A 16431-nucleotide genomic window follows, 5' to 3' on the forward strand; every position below is an offset into this window, starting at 1 on the left:
GCCCGTGCCCCGCGCACTCCTGCCCCCGCTCCCCCTGCAGCAGCAGAGGGTGGCCGCCCTGCTCCTGCAGGGTTGTTCCAACGCCCAGATAAGCGAGTACGCCTCTCTCGCTCCCGCCACCGTCACGTCCTACGTCAAAGGCATCCGGCAGCACGTGAGCGCGCCACCGCGCTGCTCGCGCGGCGTCCTGGCCCACCTGCTCCTGGCCGCCGGTTTCCTCACGCCGCCCGAGCCGCCGGTCCCCGGCATCACCCTGACCCGCGACGAGCAGCTCCTTGTGCACGCGATCGCCCGCTACAGCAAGCCCCTCGACCAGCGCGCCGCCTTCCCCGACACCAGCCGTCGCGCCTTCAGGGAACGCATCGTCGCGCTCATGGCGAAGGTCGGCGCCCGTGACCAGGGGCACCTCGTCGCCATCGTGCACGCCCTCGGCCAGCACGAGGCCGCCGCAGCCGGCAACGTCCGTGCCGCACCGAACTGACCAGCCCCACCAGCCGCACCCGGTCCTGCCCGGACGGCACCGGTCGGCCTCGTACCCCCCGCCGCTCACTCCAAGGAAGGTCCACGTGACCAGCCAGCCCGTCCTGCCCAGACTCACTGCGGCTGCGCCACCGCCGCAGATCTCCAAGTCCCACCGGCCCCTCGCCAAGGCCTACGCCCGCGGCCTGCCCCTGGCGCGCATCGCCCGCGAGGCAGGCCTGTCACGCAGCAGCCTGGCGCGCTGCCTCGCCCAGATGCGCGAGCAGATGCACTGTCCACCAGGGGCCAGCAGGGCCGTCCTCGTCCACGCCCTGCTCACCCACCAACAGGTCCCCCGCCCGTCCACACCACGACCCGACCTCATCCTCACCGTCGACGAAGTACGCCTGCTGCGCGCGATCAGCGAGCACTCCACCCACCAGAGCATCTGCAACGCAACCGGACTGAGCAGCCGGCGACGACGCAACGCGACCCGTGCCCTGCTGGCCAAGACCGGCGCCGTCGACAGCACCCACCTCGTCGTGATCGGACACGCGATGGGCATCCTGCGCCCTCAGGACGGCAGGCCCGCCGCCACGCCCCCGCCTGCCGGCGCTGCCCCGGAGAGCACCTCGTGACCCCCACGATCCTGAGCACAGCGGTGTCACCCGCCCGCAGACCGCGGCATGCTGTCGTGGCCGCACCGTTCCAGGTACGTCCGCTGGCAACGGGCGCCGAGCGTGCGGAAGCGTGCGCGCTGGTCCAGGACCGCATCCAGGACCTGGCCGCGCGCGGCATCCACCTGCCCGCCGCCCACACCTACGCGTTCCGCGACCCGTCGGCCAGCGCTATCGGACTGTACGAGGACGACCGGCTACGGGCCTGCCTCATCCTCAACCAGCAGCCCACACCAGGCCCCGGCCCCGGCCCCGGCGGGACGGCACCCTGCCTGGAGATCACCCACCTCTATACCGACCCCCAGCCCGACTCCGAACACTGGGGGCGGCTGGTCAGCTTGTGGGCGGCGGACTACGCCGCGCGCCGCCACGACCATACGGTCCGTATCACGGCCACCGCCGGGCTCCTGGACCCGCCCGAGCACACCGAGCGGCTCCTCACACACGCCCTCACCCTGGGCTGGCACCCCGGCGGAACCAGCCTCAACCCACACGCCCAGCACCAGCGCGCGCTCCACCTCACCCGGCCCGCCCAACCGCGCGCGGGCCTGAGCGCGTACATCAGGTGCCGCGTCCCCCTCGCCCTCCCGCCGGCCGCGCCCCGCACCGGCCACGCGCCATGACCGGCACCCCGCAGCCGCGCACGCTCCGCAAGCCGGAGCTGTCCGCCTCAAGCCCCGCCCGGCACGGACCGCGCCTGTCAGTGCTCAACCGCTGGCGGCTCGCCGTCCTGGCCACCAGCCTCGCCACGATCATCACGGCAGCCGAGCTTCCCCGCTGAGCTGCCAGATCATGCGGCTGCCCGTCCCGTCCTGCCCGCGCCCCGCACTGCCTTGACCCCGCAGGAGTTGATCCGATGCCCAGCAAGCCATCGCCTGCCGCCACGCTGCCGTCCCTGCCCAAACGGGACCGGATCACCGGAGCGGTCCGCGCCGCTGTGACAGAAGCCGTGGTCAACGCCTATCTGGGACCACGGCAGTTGAACGTGCAGCAGATCGCGGACGAGACGGGCCGTTCCTACTGCTTCATCTACGGCCTGCTCCGCGAAGCGGACACCCCGCTGCGCCCCAAGGGCGGCCTGCTCCCCCGCCTCCCGCAGGACACCGCCAGCGACCAGGCAACGACCCCACACGGCGCCGACGGCCGTATCAGCTCCGCGCACCAGCGCGTCGCCGCTCTTCTCCTGCTCGACTGGTCCAACCCTTCCATCGCCGCACACCTGGGCTTGCAGCTCACCACCATCAACGGACACCTCGCCGCGATGCGCCGGCGTCTGGGCTGCCCACCCCGCTCCACCCGGGCCGTCCTCGCCCACGCCCTACTCACCCACCAGCAGGTCCCGCCGCCCCGCCTCCCCCATCGGGACATCGAGCTGACCGGGCACGAACGGCGGCTCCTGCTCGCGATCGGTGAACACACCACCGCCTGCGCCATCGCCGCCACCCTCAGCCTGCCGGTGCAGGAAGTCGCCCACGCCGCTGCCGCACTGCGCACCAAGGCACAGGTGAGCTCGGACCTGGAGCTGATCGTCCGCGGCCACGCCCTGCACCTGATCGGGCCCTCGCACCAGCAAGACGACGACCACGCGGCGGATCATCCGCGTCCCCCGCCCGGAAGCGTCGCACCGCGAGGAACCGCATACGCGCCTCACCCTGTCTCCACGTCCCGCCGACACCGCACCTCAGGACCGCAGATGACAGCCGCTCCACCCACCCCAATCACCCCCCACCCACACGGAGACGTGCGCGGACCATCACCGCTGGCCACGTTCACCACGGGCGAGGCCACCAGTGCCGCCGGAACCGCGTGCACGGCTGTCGCCCTTCCCGTCATCGCCATCACCTTGCTGCACGCCACTCCGCTGCAGGTCGCGGTGCTGGGGCTGCTGGCGATGCTGCCCGCACTCGCCCTGTCCCTGCCCGCCGGGGCGATCGGCGATCGCTACCCCAAGCCCCGCATCATGGCCCTCGCCGACGTCGCCTCCGCCCTCACCGTGACCGCCGTACCCGCCTGCTGGGCGCTCGGCGCGCTGGGCATGCCGGTGCTGTATCTGACGGTGATCTTGCTGGGGGCGCTGCGGGTGCTGCACCAGGCCGCCGCCATCGCCGTCGTCCCCGAACTCGTCCCCGCCCACCGCGTCGCCCACGCCAACAGCACCGTGTCCGGGACCAGTTCGGCTACCGGCTCCGCCGGAACGTACCTGGCCGCCGTGCTCGTCAGCGTGCTCGGCGCGGCCCAGGCCCTGCTCCTCGACGCGGTCTCCTACCTCGTCGGCGCGCTGTGCGCGGCCCGCACCCGGCCGCCCCACACCTGCGCCCGCGCCGTCAAGGCACCCGTCCGCGACGGCATCGCGTTCATCTGGCAGCACCCGCTGCTGCGGCCGCTGTACGGGGCGCTGGGGCTGCATTCGTACGCGTACAGCATCATCACCACCTACGTCGCCTACCAGCTGCTCACCGTCCTGCACACGGGCAGCCTCGGGCTCGGCCTGATCATGGGCTCCGGCGCGGCAGGCGCCGTGGCGGGCGCGTTCCTCGCCCCGTGGGCGGAGCACCGCTTCGGCCTGTACGCCCTGTCCCAGGCCGCGTTCGTCCTCTACCTGCCCGCCGCAGTCCTGCTGCTTGCGGCATCGCCCGGCCCGTGGAGCGTGGCTCTCCTGTCCCTGGCGCAGGCGTTGCAGATGGTGGTGTCGGCGGCGGCCGGGCTGACGCAGCGTTCGGTGCGGCACCGGATCACACCGGCGCAGGTGCAGTCGCGGGTGCAGCAGACCGCGGTCTGGGTCGTCTCCGGCATCCGCCCGCTCGGCGTCGTCACCGCCGCACTCATCGCCACCACCCTCGACGTACGCACCGCTCTGTGGGCAGGCACGCTGCTGCTCCTTCTCCCGCCGCTGCTGCTCGCCGCCTCCCCCGTCCGCCGCCTGTCCCCCAGTGCCCCGCCGCGCTCTGCCCTGGCCTCGTGAGGAGAACCCACGATGACGATCCCAGCGCCCTACCTCGCCCGGCCTCTCACCCTGGCCGACACCACCCGGGCCGTTGACCTGGTGCGCGCCCGCTTTGACTGGGCGCGGCTGCGTCAGCTGTCCCTGCCCGACCAGGCCTACCGCCGCGCTCTGCGCGCCGGAACCGACGTCGTCGTGCTGTGCGACGGGGACGACCTGATCGGCCTGCTCCACCTCAATCACCAGCCCGAGCCCGACACGTGGTCGCGCCTCGAGCCCGGCCTGCCCACCCTGGCCGTCACCTTCGCTCTCACCCAGCCCGGGCGCGACGACCGCCCGGCACAACTGCTCACCGCGTGGGTGACGAACTACGCCTCGCTGTGCGGCTACCAGCGGGTGCGCACCCAGCTCCCCCACCGCCACGCCGCCCCCGAGCACCTGGTCGACTACCTCACCCGCACCTGCGGCTGGCAACACGTGCCCACGCCCGCCGGGGCGTCCGCCGCGCAGGCGCTGCTGGAGATCCCGGCCCGCTACCTCACCGGGCTGCACCTGCTGGTCCGCAACGACGTCCCGCTGCAGATCGCACCCCCGCCCCCGGCAGCACCATCGGGAGCCGAGGAGCACGTCCTTGCGCACGTCTCACACCAGCCCCAGCCCCCGCCCTCGCCCTACCTCCTTGGCACCCGTCAGCCGGGCGGGGCGTGCTGAGATGACCGGACTCCTCACCGACGTGCCCGTCCACGCACTCCACCTGCCCCGCCCCTGGCAGGAAGACCTCTGGATCCCCCGCTTCACGGCCTGCCAGATCACCCCGCACCAGCCCCTGGAAACGGCCCTGGCCGTCCACCGCCACCACCTCGCACGCTGGCAGCTCCTTGCCCCGCACGCCCAAGACGGCCTGGCCGGCCGGATCGAGCAGGCCTTCGCCGCGATGCTCGACCTCGCCTTCCCCGACGGACACCTCACTGCCTGCTGGAGCAGCCTCTCCTTCCACCCCATCCCGGCTGACCGGCCCGGGAAGTTCCTCTGGTGTGCTCTGGTCCTCCCCAGCGCACCAGCCCGCACTGTCCTGCCGCCCCGGCACGAGCGGCTCAGCGCGATCACCGAGTGCTGTCACTGGACCAGCCGTGGCGCTCCGCACGGCAGCGTCCTCCGCGCGCTGGTGCGCACCGACCGCGGAACCCCGTCCCGCCCGGCTGCGGACAACTGCCCCGCACAGCAGCCGGATGCGCACCAGCGTTCCGTGCCGACCGCCACGCCCGCCGCGCGACCGCTGCCCATCGTGCGAAAGGACCACCGGTCATGAGTACGTCCCCTTCCGCTCTGGTGCGGACGTGCGGAGTACGTATCCGCGTCCCCGAGACCTTGCAGCTCGCCCTGTGGGCCGCCCACGAAGAGCGCGGCATCGTCCGGCACTCGGTGCTCTGCGAGCTGGCCGAACACCTCGCGGAGCAGTGCCACGCAGGCGTCGGAAGGCTCCTTCATCATCGTCCTGACCAGGCCGTCTGGGTGCTGTGGGACGACGACCCGGACAGCGAACCGCAGTGCCTTGCCCTCAAGGACTGCGCGAACCGCGCTGACCCGCACGCCAGCCAAGACAGCTGCAACCTGTACACGGATCATCCCGGGCCGTGCGGGCACCAGCTGGACACCGTACGGCCCGACAGCCATCGCCTCGGACTCGTCGACGCGGCCCTGACCGTCCTGAAGGAACCCGACCGTCACAGCCCTCTGGCCCTCTCCCGCGCGGCCCATGACGCGGCCCTGCTGCCCTGGGACGAACTACGCGCCCGCCGCCTGTGGCCCAGGCTGTCCCCAGCCGACCAGGCGGCCGTCTATCACCACATCTCGCTGCCCGCCGGGCCCTATATCGGCCCGTTCCTCGCCCAGCGCATCGTCCAGAACGCACCGCGGATCACCGGCCTGTGGCAACCCGGAGCGGACACCCTGCGTGGAGGTGCCGAGCAGGCCGAGCAGCTCCTGGAAGCCCTGGAAAAGCTCCCGGATGAGTGGCGCAGCATGGTGCTGGGCCTGCAGCGCTACCCGAAGACCGCGTACACAGCACGGGGCCGGTGCGAGGACGGCCAGGCACGGACACCGCTGGATGTGGCCCTGTCGGCTGCCCAGCGTGACGCCGACGCCGGGCGGGCACTGCCTGCCCCCGCGGCGGACGCCTCCAGCCTCCAGGACCGCGCCGAGGACCGTCACCGGGGCGGGGAGCTGTGGCATGTCTTGCGAGAACTCCCCTACGGCTGGCAGGTCGAGGCCATCCACCGCATCCACCACGGAAAGTCCGCGCTCTCCGCGATCGGCTCCATGACCGAAGCCCTCGACCGCATCCGCAGCTACGGCATCAGCCTGGGCCGCTACGCCGCCCCAGACCTCGACCGCCGCACCCCCCGATAACCCCGCCCCGCTCGCGCACTCCCGCCAAGGACTCGGACCTCCTCATGCCTGGACCCACCTACACGGCCCTCACCACCTTCGGCGCCACCCTGGTCGACAGCGCCGTACGACAGCTCTGGCCCGACGACACGATCACCCGCCTCACGCCCGTGCCGTCGCTGAACAGCCTGCTCTACCGAGTCGACGTCGAGGACCGGCGGCTCGTGGCGAAGGTCCCCGTCATGGGCGTCCCCGTCGCCACCGCGCTGCGCGGCACCTATGGCCCTCTGGAGCAGCTGCAGTCCCGCATGCGCGCCCACCTGGCCACCACCGCCCCGCCCACCCACGCCCAGCACACCCACCTCAAGCACCTGACCGCAGCCGGACTACCCGCCGCGGGCGCGGCCGGCTATGCCCGCGGGGTGCTCTTCACCCCCGCATCCCCCGACACCGAACCACTCGCCGACCTGCTCCGCGAAGAGCCGTGCAGGGCAACGGACTTGCTGCCACGCGCCCTGGCCGCCGTCGCGCCGGTCAGCGGCGGGGCTCTGCCGCCGGTGACCGCGCCGGGCTGCCAGATCACCAACCGCCTCCTGCACGGCCTGTCCGCACAGAGCACCTGGCGCTACCACCTCCAGCGCACCGACCGCATCCCCACCAGCACCCTCGCCACCATCGAACCCGTGATCACTGCGAGCATGCGTACCCTGATCCCGCTGGTACGGGAACTGCCCGGCCGGCCGGTGCTCACCTTCGGTGCGCTGCAGCCCGACCACCTGCTCTACGACGACACCCGCGACCAGCTCACGCTGCTGAGCCCGGCCCTGCAGTGGTCGAACCCGTACGCCGACCTGGCCCGGCTGATCTCCCGCACCACCCTGCTGATCCTCACCGACTCCCCCGCCACCGCCGTCGGCCGCAAGTACGTCCTGACCGCACTGGCCCACCTCCTGGATGACCAGGCCGCCCGCCAGTCCCCGGAACGGGGCGCACAAATGCTGCGGGCCGTGCTCGCCCTGTGGGCGGCCGACACCGCCCATCACCTGGTCAGCATCCTCAGCACCCCGTCAGACCTGCCGCTCGGCGTCACCGACAGCGCCGTCGCCACGCACTGCCGGCTGATGTGCACGCTCCTGCACCGCGTGACCACCGCAGCCGCCCTCGACCCGCCCCACCCCCAGGCGGCATGGCACGACCTGTTCGCCACCCTCAACACCCTCCACTGATCGTCCACGGACACCCTCTCCCCGCTCGCCGGAGGGCACGATGCACCTCACGACCCATCCAGACTCCGTGAACCGCCCGCGTCGCCCTTCGGCCTCACGGCGGGCTCACCACCGGTGCGTGCGTGCCGGGTGCGTGATCCAGGCGCGCCGTGGCCCGCGCGTGTCCTGCTGGTGGAGGAGTGCGGGGCCTGTTCTACGCGGCGGCGTGCAGGAGTTCGGGCACGCCCTGGGCGGTGGGGAAGTCAGCGAAGGCGGGGCGCAGTTCGCGTACCAGCTGGACGCAGCGGGGTGCGTCGATGCGCTGGGCCAGGCGCAGGGCCTCCAGGGCCGCGGCTGCGGCGGCCTCCGGTTCCCGGCGGGTGAGGTGGCCCATGGCCGCGTAGGTCAGGAACACGCCGCGGGTCTTGTCGCGTGTGGCGGGCAGCAGGGCCTGGCCTTCGGCGATGAGTCGGTGTGCCTGGGTGGTGTCGCCGAGGTCCAGCAGGCAGCGACCGGAGTCCACGGCCAGGTCGGCAGGCGACATCCACGCGCACCAGGTGGGGATGTCGCCCATGTCAGCGGTGTTCAGCAGCCGCTCCGCAGCGCCCAGTGCCTGCAGGGTCGCGTGGCGTTCACCGAGCGCCGCCTGCGCGCGGGCCAGGCGCAGGTAGAGCAGCGAACTCGCGACCGGGTGGGTGGTGCGGCGCAGCGCCCGGGTGAGGATGCCCGCGGCGGTGCCCGGATCGTCGCGCCAGCCTGCCTGATAGGCCAGGTCGCTGAGGAGTGCGGCGCCCATGTCGCGGTCGGCTGTGGCGTGGGCGTTGTGCAGGCCGGCGATCCAGTAGCGGCTGGCTGCTTCGTGATGGCCGTTGTCGAACTGGATCCAGGCGCAGCTCTGGGCGAGGCTGGCGGCGAGCCGGTGCAGGCGCACGCCCAGGGGACGGGGGTAGCGGTGGGCGTCGATGAGGTCGGTGACGCGGGCCAGGTGGGCGTCGTAGAGCGGGGCGATGTGCTGGCGTTGCTCGGTGGCCAGGGCGTTGAGGCGGGCGCTGGTGTCTTCCAGCAGCGTGACGACGTCGTCGCCGACCGGCGTTCCGGGGCGCATGGGTGTGGCGGGGCTGGCGGCCGCGTCGGTTGCGGCCCAGGTGCCGGCCAGGGCGATGAGCGCGGATCCCGGGATGGCGCTGAGCAGGGTGCGACGGTCCATGGTGTTCAAAGCCTCTCGCAGGGCGGGAACGGTGCTGGCGTGTCCCAGGGGAACGACTCCTGCGTCGCTGGTGGGCAGCCAGTGCGGCCAGTTGGCCGGGTCGACCGCGGCGTCGGGTACCCCCAGGACCCGGGCGATGTACCGCTGCGATTCGGGGCTGGGCACGACGCCCTGTTCCCATTTGTGCACGCGCTGGCGGTCGACGCCCGAGCGCAGGCCCTCGGCTTGTGCCTCGGCCCGGATGAGGCGGGCCAGTTGCTCGCCCGACAGTCCCAGAGCGATGCGGGCGAGGGCCAGGGGATGGCGCTCTCGGCGAGGGTCCATGGGTCGATCCAAGCACGCGCGCGCGAGGTGAGGGGGTGGTTCGCGGGTGCGGGACTACACCGGGACTACATCCAACTCCTGTGCGAATAGGTGCCTTTGCTCGACACTCGGTCACTCAAGCGGCCGTGGCCGTTGTGCACGGCGCCGCCGGTGACACCGCAGGGTGCGCCGTCCGCCCGGTGGCCTGCGTCCCCTCGGTTGTGGATGCGGGGGTGTGCCGAGTGTGTTCACGTTCCCGGTCTGGTGGCCGGCTGCTGGAGAGGAGAGCAACATGCAGGCTTCGTTCACCGGGTGTGACGCGGTGCTGCCCGAGCCGTCGCCCGGGATCGGTGGGCCGGCGTGGCTGGTGACTCCGGGGATCTCGCCCGGGCGTTTTGCTACGGCAGTGGGCTGTGGCGCTCACGTGGTCTTGCTGGATCTTGAGGATGCGGTGCCCCCGGGATCGAAGGCCGCCGCGCGGGCTGCGGTTTTTGCGTTCGTCAGCGCGCGTGCGAGGGGTGCGGGCGGTCCCGTGCTCGGTGTGCGGATCAACGCGGTGGACAGCGCCGACGGGCAGCAGGACATCGCCGCGATGGCTGAGTGGAATGTGTGGCCGGACCTGGTGGTGGTGCCCAAGGCCGAGTCGGGCGGAGCGGTCGACGCCGTGATTCGGGCCGCGTGTGCCGCGCGGGCGGTGACGCGGGTGTGGGCTCTGATCGAGTCTCCCAGGGCGCTGGTCGCCCTGGAGGAGATCGTGAACATGCCCGGGCTCGCGGGGGTGTTGTTCGGGGCGGCCGACTATGCGGCGGCGGCCGGGTGCCGCCTGACCTCCAGGGCGTTGTGGTACCCGCGCTCGCAGCTGGTGACGGCCGCGGCCGCGGCCGGGATCGCGGCCGTGGACTCGCCCTTCTTCGCCCTCAACGATCGCGGCGGGCTGCGCCAGGACGCGGTGGAGGCGGCGGAACTGGGCTTCTGCGGCAAGGTCGCCGTTCATCCACAACAGGTTTCCGTCATCGCCGAAGCGTTTGCTCCCACGGCGCAGGAGCTGCGGGCCGCCCGCGCGGTGCTGCAGGCAGCTGATGCGGCCCACGGCAGCATCACGACCACCGGCGGCGCGATGGTGGGGCCGCCCGTGGTGGCAGCCGCCCGTGCCCTCATCCGCCGGGCCACCCCCGCCACCGACAACCGCGGCACGTCCCCTGTCCCCGCTCCGAAGGGCAACTGATGACGGACATCCAGCAACTGGCCGCAGTTCCGGCCGGATTCCGGCGCGTGCAGGGCGGCCGGATCCGCGAGGTCGTCGGCCTGGGCCTGACCGACCTCGTGCCCGGCCTGGTCATCGAGCACCGTCCGGGCAAGACCGTCACCGAAGCCGATCACGTGCAGGTCCTGGCGCTGATGGGCAATGAGGCGCCCGTCCACTGCGACACCGTCTACTGCCAGGCGGCAGGCCAGCCCCGTGTCCTGGTCTGCGGCATCCTCACGCTCACCCTCGTCCTGGGCATGACCGTCCGTACCACCAGCGGCCTGACCACCGGCAACCTCGCTCTGGACGACGTGCGCTGGAAGACACCCGTCCACATCGGCGACACCCTGTACGCGCGCAGCACCGTGCTGGCCGCCCGCCCCTCGGGCAGCCGTCCGGACCAGGGGATCGTCACCTGCCTCGTCGAGGGCGTCAACCAGCACGGCGAGCTGGTGATCACCGGCAGCCGCACGTTCTTCGTCCCCCTCGACGCCAGCGTCGTGCGTGACGCCACCGGCTACTAGCCGCACCTGGAAGCAGATATGGACGACGTGGAGTTCACCGCGGCCGACGACGGCCAGTGGAAGCAGTACCAGGCCCTGGCCACCCGTGCCTACGGCGAGACGGTGCCCGACATCGCGCTGCTGGGTGCGCACGGGGACCGGCGGGTGGCCCTGCGGGGCAGCCGGGTCGTCGCCGGGGGCCTGGGCGTGGTGGTCCCGCAGTGGTTCGGCGGGCGCGCGGTGCCCGCGGCGAGCCTGGGCTGTGGCGCTGTCGCCCCCGAGGAGCGCGGTGGCCGCCTGGCCGGCCAGCTGATGGCTCAGCGGGTGCGTGCGGTGCGGGAACAGGGCGCGGTCCTGGCCACCTTGTGGACGGCCTCCAGCCGCTATGTGCGGCGCCTGGGCTGGGAAGCTCCGGCACAGGTCCTGTCCTGGACCGTCCCCACCGCCGCCCTGCGCCGCGAGCAGGCCGCCACGGACACCCTGGAGATCACCCACGGGGACAGCGGCGCGCTGGCAGGCTTGCGTGAGCGGCTGGCCGGCCAGTGGAACGGGCCGTGGCAGCGCCCCACGTGGTGGGCCGCCTGGCAGCAGCAGGCCCACCCGGATGTGGCGACCTACGCGTTCGCCCCGCCCGGGCGGGAGGCGACCGGTGCCCTGGCGGTCGCCGTACGGCGCGCCCCGGGCGGCCGGGAGCTCGTCGTGTATGACTTCTGGGCCGCCGACGCGGCGACGTCCGATGGGATGCTCGCATTCCTGGGCGGCCACCACGGCAGGATCCCTAGTGTTCTGTTCGAACGCACGGCCCTGCCGCCCGGCCCGCTGCTGCCCCAGCGCCTGGCCCGTATCGGCGAGGCCCGGGCCCGCTCCTGGCATCCGTGGATGCTGCGTGTCCTGGACCCGGTGCGCGCCGTCGAACTGCGCGGCTGGCCCCCGCACCTGGATGACGAACTCGTCCTCGACATCGATCACGGCCATGCCGCGGCCGACGCGGACGCCGGCGGCGAGGCTGCTGGCGAGGCCGGTCGCCGGTTCACGCTGGCCATCGGCGGGGGCCGGGCCCGGCTGGATCCCGGCGGGCCCCGCGGCCGTGCTGCCGACGTCACGTTGAGCGGGGGCCAGTTCGCGGTCTGGTACGCGGGCGGCTACCGCAGCACGGCGGCCGCGGCACTGGCCGGGATCCGCGGAAACGCGGATGCCCTGGCCCGCCTGCTGGCCGCCACCACCGACCGGGAGGCCTGGCTCGCCGACTACTTCTGAGCTCCGCCGCACACCCCGGTCTCCTCCGGCGCCGTTGAACCCCACGACAGCACCCGGCCGGGGGACCGTCCGGGACAGCCTGGCCCACCGCCGTTCCTTCGCACGCACGGAGAGTTCCTGCCATGACGACCCACCAGAGCGCCAAGCCCTTTCCGCCCGTACTGCGTGACTGGGTCGCCCAGCACCTGCCCGGACTGGACTCTGGCGAGGACCGTTCCTGGCCGCGCGCCACCTCCCGGGTGTGGCGGGTCAGCGCGGGCAGCCGCAGCGCGTTCGTGAAGATCAGCCCCAGCACGGGTGACTTCGAGCGGGAAGTGGCCGCCTACGCGTTCACCGCCGCGCACCTGCACCCCAGCCAGGCACCGCGGATGCTGGCCTGCGACCCGCAGCTGCGCGCGATCCTCTCCTCTGCGCTGCCCGGACGCGTCGTGCGCGACCTGCCGCTGCAAACGGCTACCGAACTGCGCCTGCACGAGGACGCCGGGCGGCTGCTGCGCCGCTGGCACGACGCGTCCGCCCCCGCCACCAGCGCCGACCGGGCCGCCGTGCAGGCGGACATGGACGACCAGGAACGCGAGGCCGCCGACTGCGTGGAGCACGTCAGGCCCTACCTGGCAGCCGACCGGCTCGCCCTGGTCCAGGACGCCGCCAAGGAACTGAGCGGCCTGGCCCAGGCGCTGCCCCTGGTGTACCGGCACGGGGACTACGAGACCCGCAACTGGCTGTTCGACCAGGACAGCGGCCGCCACGGCGTGATCGACTTCGCGACGGCCGCGCCTGGGGTGGCCGCCTCCGAGTTCCGGTGGCTGTTCGGTGCCCTGTGGCCCAGGCGCCCGGACCTGCGTGCGGCGTACTTCACCGGCTACGGCCGCCCGCTGACCGCGGACGAGGAGCGGCTGCTGCAGCTGCTGACCGTCCGCCTGGGCGTGTCCTACCTGCGCAACGGCCTCGCCCAGGCCCGCGAGGACCTGGTGGCGCGCGGACACCTCGTCCTGGACCGGATGGCCGCCCACCGCCCCTGAGTTACCGCAGGACCCGCCCGGACTCCCGCACCCGCCCTTGCACCGCCCGCCCGCCACGGACCTGACCGCAGCGCCTTGCGCCCTCCCCCGCAGGAGACCTCGATGAACACCGTCCCGTTACGCCCGGTCATATCCCGGGTGTGGTGCAGTGTCCCGCCGTCTTTGCGGGGCGCCGTCGAGTCAGTTGCCGGCCCCGTCCGGGCTGCGGCCGAAACCGGCTGGGGCCGTAGGGCCGGACTGCGTCTGGCCCTGGACGTACCCGGCGGCCGGGTGTTCCTCAAGGCCATGCCCCGCGCCCACCGGCACGCGGGCACCCTGGACAGCGAGGCCTGCGTGGCGGGCGCCGTGGCGGCGCTGGCACCGCGGCTGCTGCACGAGGGAAGCGCCGGCGGCTGGCGGTGGCTGCTGTTCGAACACGTACCCGGCCGGACCTGTGACCTGTCTGCGGGCTCCGCGGACCGCGATGCCGCGGCGCGGGCGGTCCGGCATCTGGCCGCGCTGCCGGCTCCGCCCGGGGTGCGGCTGCGGGCCCAGACGCGGTGGGCGCACCTGGGCGCGGGTCTGGACCTGGGGCTGCTGGCCGGAGACCGGCTCGTGCACACCGATCTCAACGGCGGCAACATCCTCATCCAGGCCGGCGGCCGCGCGGTCCTGGTGGACTGGGCGCGGCCGGCCCAGGGAGCCGGGTGGCTCAGCAGCGGCTTCCTCCTGGCCCACATCATCGACGGCGGCACCCGGCCCGCCAAGGCCGAGTCCTGGGCCAGGCGAGCGCTGCCCGCCTGGGCAGGCGCCGCGCCCGAGGCCACCGACACCTTCGTGAGCGTGCTCGCCCGGCGCCGCGCCGAACAAGCGGCCACCTGCGCCCTCTCACGCCGCGCCGAGCGAGAAGGGCAACTGCGGTCCGCCCAGGCCTGGCAGCACCACCGCCTGCACACCTAGCCGCTCCCCAGCAGCCCTGCCCGCCCCGCTCCCTGCCTGCAACCGGAGGACGCATGTCCCGCACCCCCCTGCCGCGCGAGGAACCGCCCCCGGCCGATCCGGAACGTGTGCGCCTGGCCATCACCGACATCGAAGAACTGATGGCCGCCGCCTGCCGCGCAGCTCACGTCCCGGCCCCGGCGGCCCGTCAGGTGGCGGCGCACTTCCTGGAGGGCGAACTGCGCGGCAAGCCCTCGCACGGGCTGGCCAAGTTCGCCTTCGAGTCCCGCTTCTTCCCCGAGCGGCAGGCCGAGCCGGAAATCGTCCACCAGCACGGCGCGTTCACGGTCATCGACGCCCACCGCGAGATCGGACCGCTCAGCGCCTCCTTCGCCGCCCAGGTGGCCACCGACCGCGCCCGCCGCCTGGGCGTAGGCGTGGCCGGCGTCATCAACACCCAGCGCTACGGGATCCTCGCCACGTTCAGCGAACAGATAGCCGACCACGGCCTGCTCGCCATCGTGGCGAACACCTCCCGCCCCGAGGCAGTCGTGCACGGCGCCAGCGCCCCGCTCCTCGGCGTCAACCCGGTCAGCTTCGCCATCCCCACCACCGACGGCAGCATGTGCGCGGACATGTCGACCACGCTGGCACCCATGGGCGTGCTGTGGGAAGCCCGCCGCTCCGGCACGCCGCTGCCCGCCGACGCCTTCGTCGACGCCCACGGCGACTTCACCACCGACCCGGCGGCCGCGCACGCGGCGATGGTCTTCGGCGAGCACCGCGGCTTCGCCCTGTCCCTGCTCATCCAGGTCCTCACCGGGTCCCTGTTCGGCTTCCCCATGGGCACCCAGGTCGACTCGACGTGGAGCACCGGCTACGTCTTCCTCGCCCTCGACCCAGCCTTCGCAGGCCAAGGTGGCAGCTACCGGGAAGCCAACTCCCAACTCGCCACCGCCCTGTGCCCGCAAGGCGCAGGCATGCGTCTGCCCGGCCAGCGCAGTGCCGAACGCGCCCGCATGGCACGGCTTCGCGGTCACCTCGACGTGGACCGGGCCCTGCTCGGGCGGCTGCAGGCCCGCGCGGCAGGCGACTTCACCTCCGACTGACTCTCTTGCCCTTGTGGTTTCACCCCATTGGAGTGGGCGATGCGTTTTCACTGGTTCCTGCCGACCGCGAGCGACGGCCGGTCCCTGACCGTGGGCACCCGCGGCACCCACGGCCCCGAGCCCTTGGCCGGCGAACAGAAGCGGGTCAGCGCGGACCGGTTCCGCGCCCCCACCATCGGCTACCTGACACAGATCGCCCAGGCCGCCGAGGCGGCCGGCTTCGAGGCCGTTTTGACCCCCACCGGGACCTGGTGCGAAGACGCGTGGATCACCTGCGCCGCGCTCGCCCGGGAAACCGAGCGGCTGAAGTTCCTGGTCGCCTTCCGCCCCGGCCTCAGCTCCCCCACGCTGATAGCACAGCAGGCCAGCACCTTCCAGCGGCTCTCCAGGGGACGGCTCATGCTGAACGTCGTCACCGGAGGCGAACGCGAGGAGCAGGCCCGCTTCGGTGACCACCTGGACAAGGCCGAACGCTACGCGCGCACCGATGAGTTCCTCACCGTGCTGCGCGGCGCCCTGAGCGGCATGCCGCTCACCTTCAAGGGCGCCTACTACGACGTCGCCGGGGCGACGGTCCTCGCGCCGCCCGACCCGATGCCGCGCCTGTACTTCGGCGGCTCCTCTACCCCCGCCGGGCCTGTCGCGGCCCGGCACACCGACACCTACCTCACCTGGGGCGAGCCGCCCGAACAGGTCGCCAAGAAGGTCGCCTGGATCCAGGGCCTGGCCCGCCAGCAGGGCCGCACCGTGAGCTTCGGGATCCGCTTGCACATCATCACCCGTGACACCAGCGCCGAAGCGTGGACGGCCGCCGCGCGTCTCCTGGACGGTCTCGACCCCGCCCACGTGGCCCGGGTGCACAACGTCCTGGCCGCCAGCGAGTCCACCGGCCAGGCCCGCATGCAGGCGCTCACCGCACGGTTTCGCGACGGCTCCTGGAGCGCACCGGACCTGGAAGTCTCCCCGAACCTGTGGGCCGGGGTGGGGCTGCTGCGCGGCGGAGCGGGCACCGCACTGGTCGGCAGCCACAGCGAAGTCGCCGACCGGATCGCCCAGTACGCATCGCTGGGCATCGAGGAGTTCATCCTCTCCGGCTTCCCCCACCTGGAAGAGGCCTACATGGTCGGCGAAGGCCTCCTGCCCGAACTGCGCCGCCGCCAGCTCGCCCCGCCGATCAGCCGGTAATCACCACCCCT

General features: G+C 72.9%; 17 protein-coding genes. 16 read left to right on the top strand and 1 reads right to left on the bottom strand.

Annotated elements, in window-relative coordinates; all coding sequences use genetic code 11:
- Window positions 1-4 precede the first annotated feature (4 nt).
- The 9 genes from ABT160_RS28520 to ABT160_RS28560 all read left to right on the top strand — a co-directional run bounded on the left by ABT160_RS28520 (window position 5) and on the right by ABT160_RS28560 (window position 7691).
- Window positions 5-481: a hypothetical protein gene (locus tag ABT160_RS28520; protein WP_351650718.1), complete on the top strand. Its 477-nt coding sequence runs from the start codon at window positions 5-7 to the stop codon at window positions 479-481.
- A gap of 85 nt (window positions 482-566) precedes the next feature.
- Window positions 567-1097, top strand: coding sequence for a helix-turn-helix domain-containing protein (locus tag ABT160_RS28525; protein ID WP_351650719.1), 531 nt, complete (start codon window positions 567-569; stop codon window positions 1095-1097).
- A 56-nt stretch (window positions 1098-1153) separates the two neighbouring features.
- The gene (locus ABT160_RS28530; protein WP_351650720.1) at window positions 1154-1759 is read left to right on the top strand and encodes a hypothetical protein; all 606 of its coding nucleotides are present in this window, start codon (window positions 1154-1156) and stop codon (window positions 1757-1759) included.
- Window positions 1756-1917: a hypothetical protein gene (locus ABT160_RS28535; protein WP_351650721.1), complete on the top strand. Its 162-nt coding sequence runs from the start codon at window positions 1756-1758 to the stop codon at window positions 1915-1917. Before ABT160_RS28530 ends, ABT160_RS28535 begins: the two co-directional genes overlap by 4 nt.
- Window positions 1918-1992: 75 nt before the next feature.
- Window positions 1993-4098: an MFS transporter gene (locus ABT160_RS28540; RefSeq protein ID WP_351650722.1), complete on the top strand. Its 2106-nt coding sequence runs from the start codon at window positions 1993-1995 to the stop codon at window positions 4096-4098.
- 12 nt (window positions 4099-4110) lie between these two features.
- Entirely contained in the window at window positions 4111-4788 is a 678-nt protein-coding gene (locus ABT160_RS28545; protein ID WP_351650723.1) for a hypothetical protein, read from the top strand.
- Window position 4789: 1 nt separating this feature from the next.
- Window positions 4790-5386: a hypothetical protein gene (locus tag ABT160_RS28550; protein ID WP_351650724.1), complete on the top strand. Its 597-nt coding sequence runs from the start codon at window positions 4790-4792 to the stop codon at window positions 5384-5386.
- Window positions 5383-6486 carry a hypothetical protein gene (locus ABT160_RS28555; RefSeq protein WP_351650725.1) on the top strand — a complete coding sequence of 368 codons (1104 nt, stop codon included), beginning with the start codon at window positions 5383-5385 and terminating at the stop codon, window positions 6484-6486. The genes ABT160_RS28550 and ABT160_RS28555 overlap by 4 nt, the downstream gene beginning before the upstream one ends.
- A gap of 44 nt (window positions 6487-6530) precedes the next feature.
- A complete protein-coding gene (locus ABT160_RS28560) occupies window positions 6531-7691 on the top strand; it encodes a hypothetical protein (protein WP_351650727.1) in 1161 nt (386 codons plus the stop codon).
- Between the two features lie 193 nt (window positions 7692-7884).
- Here the strand turns inward: ABT160_RS28560 and ABT160_RS28565 are convergent, their stop codons facing one another.
- Window positions 7885-9201 (bottom strand): helix-turn-helix transcriptional regulator, encoded by a 1317-nt coding sequence (locus ABT160_RS28565; protein ID WP_351650728.1) that lies wholly within the window; start codon window positions 9199-9201, stop codon window positions 7885-7887.
- A gap of 271 nt (window positions 9202-9472) precedes the next feature.
- On the opposite strand from ABT160_RS28565, the gene ABT160_RS28570 reads away from it, so the two are divergent.
- The 7 genes from ABT160_RS28570 to ABT160_RS28600 all read left to right on the top strand — a co-directional run bounded on the left by ABT160_RS28570 (window position 9473) and on the right by ABT160_RS28600 (window position 16420).
- Complete coding sequence (locus ABT160_RS28570) at window positions 9473-10405, top strand: HpcH/HpaI aldolase/citrate lyase family protein (RefSeq protein ID WP_351650729.1); 933 nt, start codon at window positions 9473-9475, stop codon at window positions 10403-10405.
- A complete protein-coding gene (locus ABT160_RS28575; RefSeq protein ID WP_351650730.1) occupies window positions 10405-10950 on the top strand; it encodes a MaoC family dehydratase in 546 nt (181 codons plus the stop codon). Before ABT160_RS28570 ends, ABT160_RS28575 begins: the two co-directional genes overlap by 1 nt.
- An 18-nt stretch (window positions 10951-10968) precedes the next feature.
- Window positions 10969-12186: a GNAT family N-acetyltransferase gene (locus ABT160_RS28580; protein ID WP_351650731.1), complete on the top strand. Its 1218-nt coding sequence runs from the start codon at window positions 10969-10971 to the stop codon at window positions 12184-12186.
- 122 nt (window positions 12187-12308) lie between these two features.
- On the top strand, window positions 12309-13208 hold the full coding sequence (locus ABT160_RS28585) for an aminoglycoside phosphotransferase family protein (RefSeq protein ID WP_351650732.1): 900 nt from the start codon (window positions 12309-12311) through the stop codon (window positions 13206-13208).
- 102 nt (window positions 13209-13310) lie between these two features.
- On the top strand, window positions 13311-14147 hold the full coding sequence (locus ABT160_RS28590; protein WP_351650733.1) for a protein kinase family protein: 837 nt from the start codon (window positions 13311-13313) through the stop codon (window positions 14145-14147).
- Window positions 14148-14200: 53 nt separating this feature from the next.
- The gene (locus ABT160_RS28595; RefSeq protein WP_351650734.1) at window positions 14201-15235 is read left to right on the top strand and encodes an Ldh family oxidoreductase; all 1035 of its coding nucleotides are present in this window, start codon (window positions 14201-14203) and stop codon (window positions 15233-15235) included.
- Between the two features lie 39 nt (window positions 15236-15274).
- A complete protein-coding gene (locus ABT160_RS28600; protein WP_351650735.1) occupies window positions 15275-16420 on the top strand; it encodes an LLM class flavin-dependent oxidoreductase in 1146 nt (381 codons plus the stop codon).
- The last annotated feature ends 11 nt before the right edge of the window (window positions 16421-16431 follow it).

The sequence above is a fragment of the Streptomyces sp. NPDC001941 genome (genome assembly GCF_040296945.1).
Lineage (GTDB): Bacteria > Actinomycetota > Actinomycetes > Streptomycetales > Streptomycetaceae > Streptomyces.

Excerpts from the sequence above, each read along its gene's own strand:
- ABT160_RS28565 (WP_351650728.1), bottom strand. The coding sequence starts at position 9,201 with ATGGACCCTCGCCGAGAGCGCCATCCCCTGGCCCTCGCCCGCATCGCT.
- ABT160_RS28575 (WP_351650730.1), top strand. The coding sequence starts at position 10,405 with ATGACGGACATCCAGCAACTGGCCGCAGTTCCGGCCGGATTCCGGCGC.
- ABT160_RS28555 (WP_351650725.1), top strand. The coding sequence starts at position 5,383 with ATGAGTACGTCCCCTTCCGCTCTGGTGCGGACGTGCGGAGTACGTATC.
- ABT160_RS28550 (WP_351650724.1), top strand. The coding sequence starts at position 4,790 with ATGACCGGACTCCTCACCGACGTGCCCGTCCACGCACTCCACCTGCCC.
- ABT160_RS28580 (WP_351650731.1), top strand. The coding sequence starts at position 10,969 with ATGGACGACGTGGAGTTCACCGCGGCCGACGACGGCCAGTGGAAGCAG.
- ABT160_RS28570 (WP_351650729.1), top strand. The coding sequence starts at position 9,473 with ATGCAGGCTTCGTTCACCGGGTGTGACGCGGTGCTGCCCGAGCCGTCG.
- ABT160_RS28595 (WP_351650734.1), top strand. The coding sequence starts at position 14,201 with ATGTCCCGCACCCCCCTGCCGCGCGAGGAACCGCCCCCGGCCGATCCG.
- ABT160_RS28590 (WP_351650733.1), top strand. The coding sequence starts at position 13,311 with ATGAACACCGTCCCGTTACGCCCGGTCATATCCCGGGTGTGGTGCAGT.
- ABT160_RS28560 (WP_351650727.1), top strand. The coding sequence starts at position 6,531 with ATGCCTGGACCCACCTACACGGCCCTCACCACCTTCGGCGCCACCCTG.
- ABT160_RS28600 (WP_351650735.1), top strand. The coding sequence starts at position 15,275 with ATGCGTTTTCACTGGTTCCTGCCGACCGCGAGCGACGGCCGGTCCCTG.
- ABT160_RS28540 (WP_351650722.1), top strand. The coding sequence starts at position 1,993 with ATGCCCAGCAAGCCATCGCCTGCCGCCACGCTGCCGTCCCTGCCCAAA.
- ABT160_RS28535 (WP_351650721.1), top strand. The coding sequence starts at position 1,756 with ATGACCGGCACCCCGCAGCCGCGCACGCTCCGCAAGCCGGAGCTGTCC.
- ABT160_RS28585 (WP_351650732.1), top strand. The coding sequence starts at position 12,309 with ATGACGACCCACCAGAGCGCCAAGCCCTTTCCGCCCGTACTGCGTGAC.
- ABT160_RS28545 (WP_351650723.1), top strand. The coding sequence starts at position 4,111 with ATGACGATCCCAGCGCCCTACCTCGCCCGGCCTCTCACCCTGGCCGAC.